Consider the following 17,057-nt stretch of genomic DNA (forward strand, 5'->3'; position numbering starts at 1 on the left):
GCGCTTCCTTCAAGTTGGGCTGGATTCTAAAAGATGTGGGACGCCATTCGGTGCATACCCTGAAATGAGTGCCTGTTTATCGCTGAGCTACCGTCAGGGAGAACCTGCTGCTTCGGCACGCAGCGTCCAGGCCAGGCGTGAACCCAGTCCCACCACCGCGCCCACCACCCAAAACACACCGGCAACGCCCACCACCACCCCCGCCGAGCCAAACAGCAACGGCATGACGACGCTTGACCCGTTGATGGCCATGGCCCGCAAACCGAGCGCATCGCCGTGCCGGTGCCGCGGTGTGATCTGGTGCAGCGTGCTCATGATCATGGGCTGCACCGAACCCAGCGCCAGCCCCAGCAGCACCGACAGCACCCCCATGGCCCAGGCCGCCTGCACCAGTGGGTACACCGCAAACAGCAGCGCGGTGCACACCATGGCCGTGCCGATCACCACCGACTCGCGCAGGTGCGCGGCCAGCCACGGCATGGCCAGCCGAATGGCGGTGGCCGCCAGCGCAAAGGCGCCCAGGATGGCGCCGATCACCGTGGCGCTCAGGTCGCGCTCGTGGCCGATCACCGGCACCAGAAAGGTGTGCACATCCCAGCACGACGACAGCATCCAGTTGATGAGCATGAGGCGGCGAAACCCGGCGTCGCGCAGCAGGTTCCACGACGAGCCGCTGGCGTTGCGGTGCTCGGGCGCCACCGGCTCCAGCTCGACCGTGCCACGCACCCAGAACCAGGCCAGCGAAGGCAACAGCGCCAGCAGCAGAAAAGCGGCCCGAAAGCCATAGGCGTCGATCAGCAAGCCCGCCGCAAAGGGGCCGATGAAATTGGAAATGGACGGCCCGATGGCCATCCAGCTGAACACTTGTTTGAGCTCGGTCGGGTTGCTGGCCAGGCGCCCCACATGGCGCTGCAGCGCAATCATGGCCAGGCCCGTGGCCGCGCCGCAGGTGAGCGCGGTGATGCACAGCACGCCAAACACTGGAAACGCCACCGCCAGCGCTGCACCGGCGGTGGCCACGCCCACGGCCAGCACCACCGGCTTTTTCAGCCCCCGGCGGTCGGCGTAGCGCCCGGCCGGCAGCGCCAAAAACACCTGCGCCAACGCAAACAGCGCCAGCAGCATGCCCACCGCTACCGGGCTGTGACCCTCGCGCAGCGCCATCAGCGGCGCGGCCATGCGAAAGCCGGTCATGCAGGCGTGCAGGCTGATCTGGGCCGCAATCAGCCGCGACAGGCCAGCGCGCAACGTGGGGTTCACACGTCGGCGGCGTCAGAAGGGTCGAGCGGCAGCAGCGCGCTGGCTTTGTCTTGCGGCAGCGCCTCCACCGCCTTCAGCGCGCGGCCCATGGCGCGGCTGCGGGTTTCGGCGCTGTCCAGCGTGTTCAGCACGGTCTGGGTCTGGCTCTTCACCTTGGCCAGCACATCGCCAAACTTGCCAAACTCGGTCTTCACCGCGCCCAGCACCTGCCACACCTCGCTGCTGCGCTTTTCCAGCGCCAGCGTGCGAAAGCCCATTTGCAACGAGTTGAGCATGGCCATGAGCGTGGTGGGCCCGGCCAGCGTGACGCGGTATTCGCGCTGCAACACCTCCATGAGCCCAGGCCGGCGCAGCACCTCGGCGTACAGGCCTTCGGTGGGCAGAAAGAGAATGGCGAAGTCGGTGGTGTGCGGCGGCTCCAGGTACTTGTCGGCCATGCTCTTGGCTTCGAGCTTGATCCGCTGTTCCAGCCCGCGCGCGGCCAGCTCGGCGCCCTCGGCGTCGGCCCGCTGCTGCGCATCCAGCAAGCGCTCGTAGTCTTCGTTGGGAAACTTCGCGTCAATGGGCAGCCAGCACGGCGCGCCGTCGTCGCCTCGGCCGGGCAGCTTGATGGCGAAGTCCACCACGTTGCGGCTGCCGGGCTTGGTGGTGACCTGGGTGGCGTACTGGTCGGGTGCAAACACCTGCTCCAGCAGCGCGGCCAGTTGCGCCTCGCCGAACATGCCACGGGTTTTGACGTTGGTCAGCAGGTGCTTGAGGTCGCCCACGCCCTGGGCCAAGGTTTGCATTTCTCCCAGGCCTTTGTGCACCTGCTCCAACCGGTCGGCCACTTGCTTGAAGCTCTCGCCCAGGCGGGCCTGCAGCGTGCTCTGCAGTTTTTCGTCCACGGTGGCGCGCATTTCGTCGAGCTTGGCCGCGTTGCTTTGCTGCAGCTGGGCCAGCTGGCCGTCGAGCGTGGTGCGAATCTCGGCGAGGCGGCGCGCGTTGCCCTCGCTCATGTCTTGCAGCTGGCGGGTCAGCGTGTCGCCCAGCGTGCCGCGCAGCTGCACCAGCTGCTGGGCAAAAGCGTCGATCTGGGCATTTTGCGTGCGGGTGGCCTCAGATGCCTGGCTGTTCATGGCCAGGCCCAGCGCCTGCAGCTGCGCCGTGAGCGTGTCGCCCAGCGTGCCCCGCAACTGCAGCAGTTGCTGGGCAAAGGCGTCGAGCTGGGTGTTTTGCGTGCGGGTGGCTTCGGCGTCTTGGCGCGTGAGCGTTTCTTGAAAAGTGGCCAGCGTCTGCTGGATTTCCTGGCGCCCGCCCCGTGCGTTTTCGGCTATTTCTCGGCGCAGCTCGCTTTCGACCCGCTCCACCCGCTGGCCCATTTGCAGGCTGTGCTGCTGCAGCAGACCCAGCAGCTGCTGGCGGTGGGCCACTTCGTCGGCATCCACCGGGCGGCGGCGCAGCAACATCCAGAAACCCAGCAACAGGTTCAACACCACCAGCACCAGCAGTGCCCACACCAACCAGTCGTTTGTCATGCGTTCAACACTTTCGGCAGCACTTCGGGGTTCAGAGGGGTCAGGGGCTGGCCTTGGGTCAGGAAGGCAATCACGTTGTCGGCGGCCAGGTTGGCCATGGCCTTGCGGGTGGCGATGGTGGCGCTGGCAATGTGCGGCGTGAGCACCACGTTGGGTACGGTGAGCAGATCGGGGTGCACCTTGGGCTCGCCCTCAAACACGTCGAGCCCGGCCGCAGCAATGCGCCGCTCGCGCAGCGCAAGGGCCAGCGCCGCGTCGTCCACAATGCCGCCGCGGGCAATGTTGATCAGCGTGGCGGTGGGTTTCATCTGCGCCAACTCGGCCGCACCGATGGCGTGGTGCGACTCGGCGCTGTAAGGCAGCACCAGCACCAGGTGGTCCACCCGCTGCAGCAGTTCGGCCTTGCTCACATACGTGGCCTGGCAGGCGGCCTCGCTGGCAGCATCGAGCTTTGAGCGGTTGTGGTAGATCACCTTCATGCCGAAGCCATGCGCCCCGCGCCGAGCAATGCCTTGGCCGATGCGGCCCATGCCCAGAATGCCCAGCGTGCTGCCGTGCACCTCGGCGCCCGCAAACATGTCCAGCGCCCATTTGGTCCACAAACCGGCGCGCAAAAAGTGTTCGCTCTCGGTCACGCGCCGTGCCGTGGCCATGAGCAAGGCAAAGCCAAAGTCGGCCGTGGTCTCGGTCAGCACATCGGGCGTGTTGGTGCCCAGCACGCCGGCCGCTGTCATGGCCGACACGTCAAAATTGTTGTAACCCACCGCAATGTTGGCCACCAACTTGAGCTGCGGGCAAGCCGCCAGCAGCGCGGCGTCCACCCGTTCGCTGCCGGTAGTCAGCACGCCCACCTTGCCCTGCAGACGCTCGGCCAATTGCTGGGGCGTGAAGGGTGCGTCGGTGTGATTGGTTTCGACGTCAAAGTGCTCTCGAAGGCGAGCAACCACGTCGGGGAAGATGGCGCGGGCCACCAGAATGGAGGGGCGTTGGGTCATGTCATGTGCTCCGGTAGAACTGTTTCATCAGGAAGAAACCGCGAAGCGGCGCACGGGGGAATCTCAAGCAACCTCACACAGAGCGCGTGTCCCAGCCCAGCAACCACCGTGGAACCGGCTTGCCGGGCCACAGGTGGTGTCCCCCTTGGGGGGAAGCCGCGAAGCGGCTCAGGGGGAAACTTATACAGCCAGCAAATCCACCTCAAACAGCAGCGTGGCGTTGGGCGGAATCACACCACCCGCGCCGCGTGCACCGTAGCCCAGCGCGGCCGGGATGACCAGGCGGCGTGTGCCACCCACGGCCATGCCCTGCACCCCCTCGTCCCAGCCCTTGATGACCTGGCCACCACCGAGGTGGAATTCAAACGGCTGGCCGCGGTCTTTGCTCGAATCGAACTTGGCGCCCTGGGTGCCGTTGTTGAACAGCCAGCCGGTGTAGTGCACCTGCACGGGGCCGCCAGCCTGGGCGATCTCGCCGTTACCGACCACGGTGTCTTCGTATTGCAGGCCGCTGGGGGTGGTGATCATGGTGTTTCCTTGTGTTTGAAAAAGAGAAAAGGGCTCGATTATTCCAGCCAATGCGTGAAGCTCGCCACGGGCTCGCGCGGGGTGTGAAAACCGTTGACCGGATCGGCCGGGTCGGCATAGCCCAGGGCCATACCGCACACCAGCATTTCGCTCTCGCCAGCGCCAATGTGCGGCAGGATGATTTTGGCAAAGCCGTTCCAGGCCGCCTGCGGGCAGGTATGCAAACCTTGGCCGCGCGCGGCCACCATGATGTTTTGCAAAAACATGCCGTAGTCCACCAGCGAGCCCCGGCCCATCACGCGGTCCAGCGTGAACATGAGGCCCACCGGCGCATCAAAAAACCGGTAGTTGCGCTGGTGCTGCGCATGCATCTTGTCCTTGTCACCCTTGGTGATGCCCAGCAAGCCGTACAGGCTCCAACCGTTTTCACGCCGGCGGTCAATGTACGGGCTGACCCATTTTTCGGGGTAGTAGTCGTATTCCTCGCGGTACTGCTCGGCCAGCGACGGGTCGGCGCGCATGGCGTCGTGGGCAGCGCAGACCTTGTCAACCAGCGTGTCGCGGCTCGCGCCCTGCATCACATACACCTTCCAGGGCTGGGTGTTGGTGCCGGATGGCGCGCGGCTGGCCACCTGCAAAATGTGCTCCAGCGTGGCGCGTGGTACGGGCTGCGGCAAAAATGCGCGCGCCGACATGCGGCTGGTGATGGCCGCGTCCACGCTGGTGGCGTCGATCACAGGGGTGGCTACGGGGTTTTGGGTCATCGCAGGGTCTCCAGGGTTTTTTTCAGGGGTTCGGGCAGTGGCACCGGGCGACGCGTGTCGCGATCCACATACACATGCACAAAATGACCGTAGGCGGCGGCGGTGTCACTGTCTTCGGCAAACAGGCCCACCTCGTAACGCACGCTGGACGTGCCCAAGTGCGCCACACGCAGGCCGGCGTGCACCGTTTGGGGGAAAGCCAGCGGTGCAAAGTAGTTGCACTGCGTCTCGATCACCAACCCGATCACCGACCCGCCGTGGATGTCCAGCGCGCCCTGCTCGATCAGGTGGGCGTTGACCGCGGTGTCAAACCAGCTGTAGAACACCACGTTGTTCACGTGGCCATAGACGTCGTTGTCGGCCCAGCGGGTGCCGATGCTGCGGAACACGCGGTAGTGGCTGCGCGGGTGGGCTTGCGGGCGGGTGGTGGGTGCGGCTTGGCTCATGGCGCGGCATTGTGCCAGTGCGCGGCGCGGGTGGCTGTCGCCTGCGCGGGCGGCGGCGCCTGCCAGCGCTGGTGGTAGGCCAGCGCGGTGCGGTAGGTGTGCATTTGCACCTGTACGGTGGTTTCCATGTCGTGGCCGTAGCCGCCCGCCATGGTTAAGGCCAGCGGCACCCGGCGCTGCCAGGCCCAGTCCATCACGCGGCGGTCGCGCGCCTCCAGGCCGTCGTAGCTGAGTTTCAGCCGCCCCAGGCGGTCCCCTTCGTGGGGGTCTGCACCGGCCAGGTAAATCACGAGGCCTGGCTCGAACCGCTGGGTCAGCTCGTCCAGCGCCCGTTCCAGCGCCTCCATATAAAAAGCATCGTCGCAGCCATCGGGCAACTCCACGTCCAGGTCGCTCGGCTCCTTGCGAAACGGAAAGTTCTTGGCTCCGTGCAGCGAGAGCGTGAAGACCGACGGGTCGTTGGCAAAAATGCGCGCCGTGCCGTTGCCCTGGTGCACGTCCAGGTCCACGATGGCCACCTGCAACGGCCCACGCGCCCGATGGCTGCGTGCGTGCTCGGCCTGCATGAGCCTGGCCGCCACGGCGGCGTCGTTGAACACACAAAAGCCGCTGCCTTTGTCGGCGTAGGCGTGGTGGGTGCCACCGGCCAGGTTGGCCGCCAGGCCCGCGCCACCCATGGCGCTGCGGCAGGCCTGCAGCGTGGCCCCCACGGAGCGGCGTGCCCGCTCGGCCATCGCCGGGCTCCACGGAAATCCAATCTCGCGCTGGGCAGCGGCACCCAGCGTGCCCTGCGCCACCGCTGCAATGTAGTCGGGCGTGTGCACCAGGGCCAGCTCGCCATCGCTGGCGGCCAAGGCCTCGTGCATGTCTACCTGGGGCAGCTCGGCGCTCAGGCGCTCGCGCAGGCGGGCGTACTTGGCCATGGGAAAGCGGTGCCCGTCTGGCAACGGCAGGACAAAATGATCGGCGTAAAAAGCGTGCACAGGTGGGTCAAACGGCGAGAAACAAGGCCCTCGATTGTGTCAACCCTTCGAAACCAGGGCGGAGAACCCCGGTTTTAGAAGGAAAGGCCTAATATGCTGCAGCGCAGCAAAAAATGCTTGCGTGGTTTGGGGTAATCCCTATAATAGAAACTATGTTGCAGCGCAGCAAAGCGAACAATAACAAAAGCGTACAGACAGCGCGAAGTTCCCAGCAGCCTTCAACTAAACCTTTTTTCAAAGTTTAGGAGTATGAATATGTTGACCGCAGAACAAATCGTTGCAGCCCAAAAAGCCAACATCGAGACCATTTTTGGTCTGACCCAAAAAGCATTCGAAGGCGTGGAAAAGCTGGTCGAACTCAACGTGCAAGCCACCAAGGCTGCTCTGTCTGAGTCCGCCAACAGCACCCAAGCCATGCTGAGCGTGAAAGACGCCCAAGAGCTGCTGACGCTGCAAGCCAGCCTGATGCAGCCTTTGGCTGAAAAGACCGTGGCCTACAGCCGCCACCTGTACGACATCGCTTCGGGCACCAGCGCCGAATTTGGCAAGGCTGCTGAAGCCCAGGCCACCGACGCACAGAAGAAATTCATGTCGGTTGTGGACAACGCTTCCAAGAACGCACCAGCCGGTTCCGAAACCGCTGTGGCCGTGATGAAGAGCGCCGTGTCTGCGGCCAACAACGCCATGGAATCGGTTCAAAAAGCTGTCAAGCAAGCCACCGAAATGGCCGAAGCCAACTTCAACTCCGTGACCTCTTCGGCTGTGAACGCATCGAAGACGGCCACCAAGAAGCGCTGAATTGAGCCGCCATGGTGTGGCTGATCCGGCCGCTTGACTTCGGTCAATGCGTTGATACTGGATCCACTGCACCATGCGCTTGACCTCAAAAGGCGGCGCTTGAACATCAAGACTGTTTTTTCTGGTTGTCTCCTCGGGTCCTTTTCGAAATTCGATTTCATCGGACCCCTTAAGCCCTCGCTGCAAAGCGGGGGCTTTTTTTTTGACCTGTCGCCTGCAGACTACTGCGGCCTCAGCTTGGCCAGCTCGGCCCTCAAACGGGGCATGGCAGCGAGCATGGCTGCGCGGCCCGCTTCGATGGAGCGCTGGCGCGCCGTGAAGTCGGCACTGCCCACACCCGACAACGCAGGCCGCAACACCACGTCGGCGCTGGCCAGTTCGTGCCGGTTGATCGTCTGACCCATGATGGCCGTGGTTTGCAGCAGCAATTTCAACAGCCCGTTGGCGTCGTTGCCTTGTGGGTCGCTTGAAATGTCCACCGCCAACACCACCTCGGCCCCCATGGCACGCGCCTGGCTCACCGGCACCGGTGCCACCAGCCCGCCGTCCACATAGTCGCGCCCTGAAATGTTGACCGGCGTAAACACCCCCGGCACAGCGCTGGAAGCCCGCACGGCCTGCGCCGCGTCACCGCGTCGAAACAGCACGCCCTGCCCCGTGCTCAGGTCGGTGGCCAGAATGCCCAGCGGCAGGCTCATGTTCTCAATCAGCCGGCCGTCCACCGCTTGCCGCACATAGCGCGCCAGCGCCTCGCCTCGCAGCATGCCGCGCCCCATGATGGGCAGCGACCAGTCGGTCAGGGTGGCTTCTTCCATCGTCATGGCCACCCGCTCCAGCTCGGCGGCATTTTTGCCACTGGCATACAGGGTGGCCACCAGGCTGCCCGCCGACGTGCCCACCACCACCTGCGGCCGAATGCCGTGCTGCTCCAACACCTGAATGACCCCCACATGCGCGAAACCCCGCGCAGCCCCACCGCCCAGGGCCAAACCCAGCCTAGGCGGCCTAAGGGCTGGCGCCACCACAGTCGGCGGGCTCACGGGGCCCGTGGCACCGGGCGGCAGTTCGGGCGGCGCTGTTGGCACGGCTGAACAGCCCGCCAAGGCCAGTACAAGCCAGGCGTTGATCCAGATCAACGTTTTCTTACTGAGAACCATTCGTGTTTGTGTTAGCATCAAGCTCAGTTTAGTCGGATCCGCTGAACCGGTCATCTCAACGGCTCAGTGGGTATTTGCCCATTCATCGAAGGCTTCAACATGCGCACCCTCTACAAGCTCCCTATTGTCATCGCCGCCACCGTTGCCGCACTGGGCGTCCAGTCGCAGGCCTTAGCACAAGAAAAAGTGCTCAATCTGTACTCGGCACGTCATTACCAGACCGACGAGGTGATGTACGACACCTTCACCAAAACCACCGGCATCAAGATCAACCGCGTGGATGCGGACGACGCTGGCATCGTGGCGCGCCTGCGCGCCGAAGGCGCCGCATCCCCGGCCGACGTGATCTTGCTGGTGGACGCGGCCCGCATGGCCTCGGCCGACAGCCTGGGCCTGTTCCAGCCGTTCAAATCGGCCAAGCTGGACGCCGCCATTCCGGCCAACCTGCGGGCCACCCCCACCGCTGAGGGCGTGACCTGGACCGGTTTCTCCACCCGTGCCCGCGTCATCATTTACGACCCGCTGCGCGTGAAAGCCGCTGACGTGGCCACCTACGACCAACTGGCCGACCCCAAGCTCAAGGGCTTGGTGTGCACCCGCTCGGGCTCGCATCCGTACAACCTCTCGCTGTTTGCGACCGTGGTCGAGCGCCTGGGCGATGCGCAAGGTGAGGCATGGCTCAAGGGCGTGGTGAGCAACATGGCCCGCGCTCCCAAAGGTGGCGACACGGATCAGATCAAGGCCGTGGCCTCTGGCGAATGCGGCGTGGCACTGAGCAACACCTATTACGTGGCCCGCCTGCTCAAATCCACCAAGCCCGAAGACCGCGCCGTGATGGAAAAAGTTCGGGTGGTGTTCCCCAACCAGGGCACCAGTGGCACCCACGTCAACATAGCCGGTGCCGCCGTGGCCAAGCATGCCAAAAACCGCGACAACGCCATCCAGTTCATGGAATTTTTGGCCAGCCCGTTTGCACAGGACTACTTTGCCAACGGCAACAACGAGTTTCCTGCCGTGAAAGGTCTGAAGATCGCCAATCCCGCCATCAAGGCCATGGGCGGTGACAACTTCAAGGCCGAAACCATTCCATTGGGTGTGGTGGCGAAAAACATGACCAAGGTGCAGCAGATGCTGGACCGAGTGGGGTACAAGTAAGCCCACCCTGCGGCGGTTCAGCGCTGCCCTGGACCGAATGCCCCCTTGCCCAACCAGCCCGCTGTTCGCGGGCTTTTTTGTGCCGCATAATTGACGTTTACGTCAACGTCAATCAACCCACAAAGGAGCAACACATGGACATCGCAGGCAAGGTATTTATCGTCACCGGCGGCGCATCGGGACTCGGTGAAGGCACGGCGCGCATGCTGGCGGCCAACGGCGCTACTGTGGTCATCGCCGACATGCAGGTCGAAAAAGGCGAAGCCGTGGCCAAGGACATTGGCGGCGCGTTTGTGAAATGCGACGTGAGCAGCGAGGCCGACAGTCAGGCGGTGGTGGCCCAGGCCACGTCCATGGGCAAGCTCATGGGGCTGATCAACTGTGCCGGCATCGCGCCCGCTGAAAAGACCGTGGGCAAAAACGGACCACACAGCTTGGGTGTGTACACCAAAACGATCATGGTCAACCTGGTGGGCAGCTTCAACATGATCCGCCTGGCGGCCGATGCCATGTGCAAAAACGAGCCCGAGGCCACGGGTGAGCGCGGCGTGCTGATTTCCACAGCAAGCGTAGCCGCCTACGACGGCCAGATTGGCCAGGCCGCTTACGCCGCATCCAAAGGCGGCGTGGTGGGCATGACGCTGCCGATTGCCCGCGACCTGTCGCGCAACGGCATCCGCAACATGACCATCGCCCCCGGTATCTTCGGCACACCCATGCTGTTTGGCATGCCCCAAGAAGTGCAAGACGCCCTGGCCGCCAGCGTGCCGTTCCCCAGCCGCCTGGGCACTCCCGCCGACTACGCCAAACTCGCCAAGCACATCATTGAAAACGACATGCTCAATGGCGAAGTGATTCGCCTGGACGGAGCGATACGCCTGGCCCCGCGCTGAGTTTTAGGGTGGGTCGGGCCCCTCAGTCCGCCCGCTGCGCCGGTTCTAGGCACACAAGGCAATCGCAGGCTTGCCACCCACGACCACCGACCGCCCTCAAAACTTGTGTTCAGGCCGGTAGCCGGGTGAGACATCACCCGCACAAAGAAGTGTCCAACGAGAGGAAGATCGCGCGGGAGACCCCGGTGCTGCGACTACCTGGACGCCTTTCAGCCGATTTGCCCGCACGTTTGTCGCATAACGGGGACCACTGTGGGCACAGAAGTACTTTATCAACCCAGCGAATCGCGCCCCCTTTGGGGGAACGTTATTTCTGTAAGTCTATGGTTTACTTACAGTTATTTAAGATTTTGGCCGTAAAAAACAAAAAAGCCCGGAGTCGTGAAACTCCGGGCTTTCGTATAAATGGTCGGCGTGGCGGGATTCGAACTCGCTACCCCTTGCACCCCATGCAAGTGTAAGAAAATTCAAGGCGATTCAGCAAGAGCTCAGAACTGATTTAAGCAGTTGAATTTAAACGACTTTTTTTCATTCTTCACAAACTCACCGTCCAGCAACGTTCATTCCGATACACTGAAATCCTGCGCTGCGGTTGGGACAATGGTTGGGACAACGGAGACAGCGCAGTCTACCGGGGTTTCCTATGGCACTGACTGTGTTGGAACTCAAAGCGCTGAACGCTGCGGACCACGGGCGCCGACTGACTGACGGGGGCTCGCTCAAGGGCAAGGTCTACGTGGCGCGCGACGGTGCCGTCTCGGTTCAGTTCCGGTTCGCCTACAAGTTTGGTGGCAAATCACGCGAAGTGCTGGTCGGTACATGGCCGAAGGCAGACATCACCGCCATCCGCAAAGACCGCGATGCCCTGCGGGTGAAGATTCAAAGCGGCATTGACCCGGTGGCACAAAACCAGCTCGTGCGCGAACAAGTGCAATCCGACCGCGAGGCCGACCAACTGCGCCTGGCGGCCGAACGTGAGGCCGAGCTCCTCAAGATCGAAGCGGACCGGCAAGAAGCTGTGCACCAGCAACAGTTGCGGCTGCAAGTATTGGCCGAAAAGACCGCCCGCATGACTGTTCGCAGCCTGTTTGACCAATGGCAGCGACTGGAACTGGTCCAGCGCGCCGACAAAGGCAGCGAGGCGCAGCGCTCTTTTGAGAGGGATGTCTTCCCGCTCATCGGCAATGTGGCGGCGGCTGACGTGAGCAAGGCGCACATCCAGGAGATCGTGGACACCATCAAATCACGCGCCACCCCAGTACAGAACATGGTGCGCACCGCCAAAAAAACGCTGGCCGACATGCGCCAAATGTTTGGTTTCGCGCTGGATCGGGACTATGTGGATGCCGACCCCACTGCTCGCGTGAAAAAGGCCCGCATCGGTGCGGACGTTGAGCGCGACCGCGTGTTGAGCGAAGCTGAATTGATCCTGTTGTTTCAGAAGCTGCCCAAGGCAGGGCTCGCTGCCACCAGCCAACTGGCGCTGCTGATTCAATTGGCGACAGCCGCCCGCATCGGTGAAGTGCTGGCTGCGCGCTGGGAGCATGTGGACTTTGAGCGGCGGAGCCTGACCCTGCCCGAGACCAAGAACGGCAAGCGGCATGAAATTTGGCTGAGTGACTTTGCGCTGTGCCAGCTAAAGCGCCTGCGTGAAAACACCGGTCTGACGCCCTGGCTTTTCCCGGCCGCACATGCCAAAAAAGATCAGCCTGACTTTGCCGACCATGTGTGCGTCAAGACCGTTACGAAGCAAGTGGGCGACAGGCAACGCCCTGGTGAGGCACCCATGAGCGGCCGATCTAAGGGCGTGGAGGCACTGGTGCTGCCCGGCGGCAAGTGGACACCGCATGACCTGCGCCGGACAGCGGCCACCACCATGGCAGAACTCGGCGCCCTCCCCGATGTGGTTGAAAAGTGCCTGAACCACGCCGAGGTGGGAAAGGTCAAGCGTATCTACCAGCGCGCTCAGTACGAAGGCCCGATGCGCGAAGCGTGGAAACTGCTGGGCAGTCGCCTGGCGCTACTGCAAGACATGGCCGATGGCCGGGTAACCAATGTCGTTCCTTTGCAGAGGGGTCGTTGAACGGAGTCGTTCACACCAAGCTAAGCCACCAGCTCCATCAGCTTCCCATACCCATCCACCACGTCGTACTTAACCTGATCGGAAGTGATTTTGGCGAAGAACTTGCGGGCGCATTCGATCTTGCTTTCCTCGATTTTCCGCAGGTCCATGCTGGACATTGAGCCCTTGGTTTCGGCGACAAAGTAGACGTGCTTGACCTTGCCCTCCTGGAACGCAATGGCCCAGTCGGGGTTGTAGTTGCCCACCGGAGTGGGAATAAAAAAACCTTTGGGCAGCTTGGCATACACCACCACCTCGGTGCTGGTGTCCAGCCCGCGCACGAAGTCGCGCTCGTTCTTGGAGTCGGTGAAAACGTAGTCGTAAATATGGTGGTCGGCTTTCACCGCCTTGCTGAAATCTTCCTTCGGCTTGTCCTGAGTGAAGATGTCCATGGTGTGCGTGTCACCCGTGGGGTCGTAGGCAATATGCTCCACGATCACGGTCGCCTTCTGTTCGTTCATCAGGCGCGCGGCCTTCTGCATGAAGTCTTCCGGGTTGGTCCGGTACTGACTGAACACGGCTTTGTTGATCCCCTGCAACACACTGGCCACGGTTGCGCGGGTCAGTTGCGTCTCTCCGGCCAGTCGGCCAATCAGGTCGTATTTGACGGCGGAGTGGGCTGACGCGCGGTGAAAATCCGTCGTGGATTCGGTCACTTTGAACGATTCGCCCTGCCGAATACCGTCATAGGTGGCGGTGTCTGCCTGCTCCCCGGCCACCACGGTGTACTGCATCGGGCTGACTTTTAGTTCGGTTTCCAAGGCCTTAACGCACTTGGCCACCAGCTCCGGGGTTTCAAATTCCACCGTATACGCAGCCTTGCGATTGATGCGATTCCAAAGCGCCTTGAACTCGGCTTTCTCAAAATTGGCGTTCAGTGGATTGGTTTTGGCCTTGCGGTCATCACCGATTTCGGGAAGCTGGGTATCACTGAACACGCTATCTATCAGCACCAAAACCTGCTCGGCATGCACTGCCAACTCGTCAGGTAAGGCGGCTAGCGTGCCTTCTTTCTTGTCGTCGTGGTACTTCTGCGTGATGCTGCGCTTCTTGTCCACATAGCCGTTTTGGATCAGGTAGAACTCGATGTCAGTTGCCATTTCGGCAGTCACCTCAACGTCGCCGCTGGTGGTTTTGAAAACCTTGCCTTTGAAGTAGGCCTGGTCAGCAACCCTTGGTCGCTCCGACAATCCCTCGCTGATATCACGCTGCAAGGCGGTCACAAAGTCCTTGTAGCTCTCGCTGGCCACCACGGTCAGCACGTTGATTTGGTGCACCGTGGCTGCGTTGTCCATGCGGTCGCCATGCTGATTGACCGATAAACGCAGCCCGCGCCCGACTTCCTGGCGGCGGCTTACCGTGTTGTCGCTGTGCTTCAAAGTGCAGATCACGAACACGTTGGGGTTGTCCCAACCCTCCCGCAAAGCGGAGTGCGAGAAGATGAAACGCACCGGTTCGTCGAACGACAGCAGCCGTTCCTTGTCCTTCAAGATCAGGTCATACGCATCCACGTCGTCGGCCTCGGTGGACTTTTTACCCGTCTCCGGGTCCACCATGCGCTTGGTCTTCTTGTCGATGGAGAAGTAACCGTTGTGCGTTTGGGTGGTCGCAATGCCTTTGAGATACCGGTTGTACGGCGTGTCCTCCAGTGTCTGCACCTCGGTCAGTTGCAGGTTGTACTCTTCCTCAAACATCTGGGCGTACTCGCCGGGCTGCTCGCCCGCTTCGGTATAGCTGCGATATTTGCTGACCGCATCAATGAAAAATAGCGACAGCACCTTGATGCCCTGGGCGAACAGCGCCTGTTCCTTTTCAAAGTGGGCTTTGACTGCTTCGCGGATCTGGATGCGGCGCAAAGCCGATTCACTGACATCGCCAGTAGCCTCGCCCGCCACCAGCTCATGGCCATTAGTGAAGGTCACCGTGTTGGTCAGCGCATTGATGTCGGCCACCACAAAGCCCCGGTACTGCTCCAAGTCGCCAGACAGGTCGAACAGGTTGTCATTGCGGGACAGCTTGCGCAGCACGCGCTTGATGCCGTTGTTCTGCTTGATTTCCAGCTCAACCCGCGCCACGGGTGCTGCGGTGGACACCTCGATGGACTCCAAATACAGGTAAGCATTGGTGCCGGTCAGGCCTTTGACCGATATGCCACGCACCGCGATTTTCTTGACCAACTTCTGGTTGTACGCATCCAGCGCGTCCAGCCGGTGAATCTTGTTGTGGGCCGTCTTGTGCGTGGCCGAATAGCGCAGCACTGCCAGCGGCTTGAAGTTGGCCAGTGAATCCAGCGTCTTGCCGCCTTCCATCTTCTGCGGCTCGTCCAGAAACAAGATGGGCCGATTGGCACTGATCACGTCAATGGGCCTGCGGGACTGAAAGTCATCCAGCTCCTCGTAAATTCGGCGCGCGTCCTTGCCCGTGGCATTGAAGGCTTGCACGTTGATCACCATGACGTTGATGCCCGCGTCACTGGAAAAGCTCTCCAAGTTGTGCAACTGCTTGGAGTTGTAGATGAAAAACCGGGCGCGCTTCTTGTATTCGTCCAGAAAGTGCTCGGCGGTGATTTCCAGCGACTTGAACACCCCCTCCCGGATGGCGATGCTGGGCACCACCACAATGAACTTGCTCCACCCATAGCGGGCATTCAGCTCGAACATGCTCTTGACGTAGCAATAGGTCTTGCCTGTGCCCGTCTCCATCTCTACATCCAGATTGATGTCGCACACCTTGGTTTTGACCAACGCGGCGGACAAGGGCAGGTTTTGCCTACGCTGCACGGCATGGATGTTTTCCAGCATCTGGCCCGGCGTTAACGCCAGATCTGCATTTTTGAAACCCACGGTTTCCAGCGCAGCCACTGCTTGGCCACTGGCATCCACGGCACGGCCTGGGTCCACCCGGTAATTGAGCCCTTCGCGCTTAGGTTGCCCGGCAAAGCAATCTGCCACGGCTTCCACAGCGTTGGTCTGGTAGGCCTGTTTTTTAAATTTGAGCTTCATGGTCATGCCGCTCAAATGGCTTTGACTTCGGTGCTGGGGCTCATCAGCTTGAAAATTTGCTCCACGTTGATCTTCACGCTGTCGGTAGCAAAACCGGCATCGCGGAACACCACGCGCAGCGGTTCACGCTTGGCCAATAGCTTCACGAAGTCTTCGCTGACACCCTCGTCAAAGCATGCGGCCAGGGCATTGCCATCCACAAAGTAGACCAACTTACCGTCAATGGTCTCTTTGGCAATGGGCAGCGCTAGGGATGCTCTGAAAAACCCACCAGCCAGCGTGTTACGTGCCTGACGGAGTTTCGTCCGATGAGCTTTCGCGCGATCCGGCACAGTTTGGGTTGGAATTCGTATCCGGTTTGCCCCATTTGGGGCCGCCTGAGGGCCACTGACCCGGTTTCGGTCGCACTCACGCCTGTGCTCCGATCAGTTTGTGACGGGCCATCCACAAGTTGGACAACGCAAACAGCGTCTTGATCTGCAAGGTGTTCTTCTTCAGACCCCGATATCGCACCTTCGTGAAGCCAAACTGGCGCTTGATCACCCGAAACGGGTGCTCCACCTTGGCGCGAATCCCGGCCTTGATCTTCTCGACTTTGTCGATCAGCGCATCCCTCGAGTTGCTGTCTTTGTCCAGCTTCTTGCGCTTGCCTGGGCGCATGGCCACATGCCATTTGTGGCTGGCTTTTGCATCGGGGCGCTTGTCTGCGCCTTGGTAGCCCGCGTCACCGAACACGTCCGTCTCTTGACCATGCAGCAGGCTGTTGCCCTCGGTGACATCGGCTACGTTGCCCGAGGTGCCTCGCACGGTGTGCACCAAGCCCGAGTCGGCATCCACGCCTATGTGGGCTTTCATGCCAAAGTGCCACTCGTTGCCCTTTTGGCTCGAGTGCATCTCGGGGTCTCGCGCTTTGTCTTTGTTCTTGGTGGAGCTGGGCGCGGCGATGAGGGTGGCATCTACAGCGGTGCCGGCCTTGAGCAGCAAGCCGCGCTGCTGCAGCAGTTCGTTGACGGTGGCCAGGATCTGATCGGCCAGCTTGTGTTTCTCCAGCCTGTGGCGGAACCGAAGAATGGTGCTCTCGTCGGGCAGTCGGCCAAAGGTATCGAGCTGAGCGAATTCGCGGTAAAGCGGTGTGTCGAAGAAGGCTTCCTCCATGGCCGGGTCTGACAGACTGAACCACTGCTGCATGAAGTGCACTCGCAGCATCGTCTCCAGCGCAAAGGGTGGGCGACCATTGCGCCCTTCGCTGTAATACGGGGCTATCAGCTCGACCAGGGCAGCCCATGGAACCACGGTTTCCATCTGCTGCAAAAACACCTGCTTGCGGGTCTTGCGCGTGCTCAGGTTCAAGTCAAAGCTGCTTTGTTTCATGGTGCCCGAGTGTGCCGCGCTGGGCTTACATCTGCCATGCCGCTGGGGTGGTTTTGCAGAGTTTCC

At 61.7% G+C, this 17,057-nt stretch carries 15 protein-coding genes; 4 read left to right on the top strand and 11 right to left on the bottom strand.

The window, feature by feature from the left end:
- Positions 1-93 precede the first annotated feature (93 nt).
- The 7 genes from AC0GNR_RS14225 to AC0GNR_RS14255 form a co-directional block, all read right to left on the bottom strand.
- Complete coding sequence (locus AC0GNR_RS14225) at positions 94-1,248, bottom strand: MFS transporter (RefSeq protein ID WP_472901591.1); 1,155 nt, start codon at positions 1,246-1,248, stop codon at positions 94-96.
- A gap of 8 nt (positions 1,249-1,256) precedes the next feature.
- A complete protein-coding gene (locus tag AC0GNR_RS14230; protein ID WP_472901577.1) occupies positions 1,257-2,777 on the bottom strand; it encodes a DNA recombination protein RmuC in 1,521 nt (506 codons plus the stop codon).
- Positions 2,774-3,772 (bottom strand): 2-hydroxyacid dehydrogenase, encoded by a 999-nt coding sequence (locus tag AC0GNR_RS14235; RefSeq protein WP_472901578.1) that lies wholly within the window; start codon positions 3,770-3,772, stop codon positions 2,774-2,776. The genes AC0GNR_RS14230 and AC0GNR_RS14235 overlap by 4 nt, the downstream gene beginning before the upstream one ends.
- A gap of 180 nt (positions 3,773-3,952) precedes the next feature.
- Entirely contained in the window at positions 3,953-4,300 is a 348-nt protein-coding gene (locus AC0GNR_RS14240; protein WP_439113391.1) for an FKBP-type peptidyl-prolyl cis-trans isomerase, read from the bottom strand.
- A 38-nt stretch (positions 4,301-4,338) separates the two neighbouring features.
- Positions 4,339-5,064: a nitroreductase gene (locus tag AC0GNR_RS14245; protein ID WP_472901579.1), complete on the bottom strand. Its 726-nt coding sequence runs from the start codon at positions 5,062-5,064 to the stop codon at positions 4,339-4,341.
- Positions 5,061-5,510, bottom strand: coding sequence for an acyl-CoA thioesterase (locus AC0GNR_RS14250; protein ID WP_472901580.1), 450 nt, complete (start codon positions 5,508-5,510; stop codon positions 5,061-5,063). The genes AC0GNR_RS14245 and AC0GNR_RS14250 overlap by 4 nt, the downstream gene beginning before the upstream one ends.
- Positions 5,507-6,493, bottom strand: a complete 987-nt coding sequence (locus AC0GNR_RS14255) for a histone deacetylase family protein (RefSeq protein WP_472901581.1) — start codon at positions 6,491-6,493, stop codon at positions 5,507-5,509. Before AC0GNR_RS14255 ends, AC0GNR_RS14250 begins: the two co-directional genes overlap by 4 nt.
- A 255-nt stretch (positions 6,494-6,748) precedes the next feature.
- On the opposite strand from AC0GNR_RS14255, the gene phaP reads away from it, so the two are divergent.
- A complete protein-coding gene (phaP, locus tag AC0GNR_RS14260; protein ID WP_472901582.1) occupies positions 6,749-7,291 on the top strand; it encodes a TIGR01841 family phasin in 543 nt (180 codons plus the stop codon).
- A 221-nt stretch (positions 7,292-7,512) separates the two neighbouring features.
- Here the strand turns inward: phaP and AC0GNR_RS14265 are convergent, their stop codons facing one another.
- On the bottom strand, positions 7,513-8,448 hold the full coding sequence (locus AC0GNR_RS14265; protein WP_472901583.1) for a patatin-like phospholipase family protein: 936 nt from the start codon (positions 8,446-8,448) through the stop codon (positions 7,513-7,515).
- Between the two features lie 99 nt (positions 8,449-8,547).
- Here AC0GNR_RS14265 and AC0GNR_RS14270 point away from each other — a divergent pair, with 99 nt between their 5' ends.
- From AC0GNR_RS14270 to AC0GNR_RS14280, 3 genes are all read left to right on the top strand, one after another.
- Positions 8,548-9,603 (top strand): extracellular solute-binding protein, encoded by a 1,056-nt coding sequence (locus AC0GNR_RS14270; RefSeq protein ID WP_472901584.1) that lies wholly within the window; start codon positions 8,548-8,550, stop codon positions 9,601-9,603.
- A gap of 134 nt (positions 9,604-9,737) precedes the next feature.
- Positions 9,738-10,496: a 3-hydroxyacyl-CoA dehydrogenase gene (locus AC0GNR_RS14275; protein ID WP_472901585.1), complete on the top strand. Its 759-nt coding sequence runs from the start codon at positions 9,738-9,740 to the stop codon at positions 10,494-10,496.
- A gap of 643 nt (positions 10,497-11,139) precedes the next feature.
- A complete protein-coding gene (locus tag AC0GNR_RS14280) occupies positions 11,140-12,579 on the top strand; it encodes a tyrosine-type recombinase/integrase (protein WP_472901586.1) in 1,440 nt (479 codons plus the stop codon).
- Positions 12,580-12,599: 20 nt separating this feature from the next.
- On the opposite strand, the gene AC0GNR_RS14285 is transcribed toward AC0GNR_RS14280, so the two are convergent.
- The 3 genes from AC0GNR_RS14285 to AC0GNR_RS14295 form a co-directional block, all read right to left on the bottom strand.
- Positions 12,600-15,620 (bottom strand): type III restriction-modification system endonuclease, encoded by a 3,021-nt coding sequence (locus AC0GNR_RS14285; RefSeq protein WP_472901587.1) that lies wholly within the window; start codon positions 15,618-15,620, stop codon positions 12,600-12,602.
- A gap of 11 nt (positions 15,621-15,631) precedes the next feature.
- The gene (locus tag AC0GNR_RS14290; protein WP_472901588.1) at positions 15,632-15,820 is read right to left on the bottom strand and encodes a hypothetical protein; all 189 of its coding nucleotides are present in this window, start codon (positions 15,818-15,820) and stop codon (positions 15,632-15,634) included.
- A gap of 208 nt (positions 15,821-16,028) precedes the next feature.
- Positions 16,029-16,991 carry an IS5 family transposase gene (locus AC0GNR_RS14295; protein ID WP_472901589.1) on the bottom strand — a complete coding sequence of 321 codons (963 nt, stop codon included), beginning with the start codon at positions 16,989-16,991 and terminating at the stop codon, positions 16,029-16,031.
- Between the last annotated feature and the right edge of the window lie 66 nt (positions 16,992-17,057).

This window comes from Hydrogenophaga sp. LT287 (assembly GCF_055702805.1).